This is a genomic window from Oleiphilus sp. HI0067, assembly GCF_001635735.1.
The window spans coordinates 1-869 of sequence record NZ_LWFI01000386.1 but is presented as its reverse complement, the minus strand read 5'-3'; the positions used below and the strand labels follow the sequence as shown (position 1 = coordinate 869).

General features: G+C 46.8%; 1 protein-coding gene. It reads left to right on the top strand.

Going from position 1 to position 869, the window contains the following annotated elements; all coding sequences use genetic code 11:
- The coding region (locus A3739_RS04550; protein ID WP_156502354.1) for an aldehyde dehydrogenase at window positions 1-826 on the top strand (826 nt) is incomplete at its 5' end.
- Between the last annotated feature and the right edge of the window lie 43 nt (window positions 827-869).

Below are 869 nucleotides of genomic sequence, written 5' to 3'. Positions count from 1 at the left end.
CTTGCCTGAGAACCTAGTACAAATTGTTCATGGTGCTGGTGAAGTGGGTAGAGCACTCGTTAAAGCGGAGATAAATATGGTCGCTTTTACCGGGTCGCTCGAGGCTGGTCGAAACATAATGGCTGGTGCTGCGCTAGATCTGAAAAGGCTTGTAATGGAGCTTGGTGGTAATGATCCAATGATTGTTATGCGCAATGCTGATCTTAAAGCTGCTGCTAGGTTCGCTGTCGCAAGCTCATTCGAAAATGCTGGGCAGATGTGCACCTCTACGGAGCGGGTTTATGTTGATGCAAGTATTGCTAAAGCATTTGAACATGAGGTTGTTGCGGTTGCCAGTCAATATCAAACAGGTCCGTGGAATCAGCCTGGTGTAAATATTGGCCCCATTGTAAACCCTCATCAACATCAAAAAATTGTAGATCAGTTAATTGATGCTGAGGCGAACGGCGCTAGGTTTTTGCTTGGATATGCTCGACAGAAAGCGCCTTATATCGAAGCAACAGTTGTCTCAAACCTTAGTAAAGAAATGCGCCTGGAGAATGAAGAAACCTTTGGTCCAGTAGTCGCCATTGCAGAGTTTGATTCAATTGATGAAGCGGTTAAGCGAGCAAACGACTCGGTATATGGATTAGGAGCCGTCGTGTTTGGCGGTGCAAATGCCAGAGAGGTCGCAGAGAGGCTTGAGGCAGGCATGGTATCCGTTAACCAAGGTGTCGGTGGAATGGGAGACTCACCGTGGGTGGGTGCGAAACAAAGTGGCTTCGGTTTCCACGGCTCAAAAGCTGGGAATCGTCAGTTTACTCAAGTTCGAGTAATGAGCTACTAAAAAATCAGATTGGTAAAGACTGAAGTTCGGAGAATTGCGAATG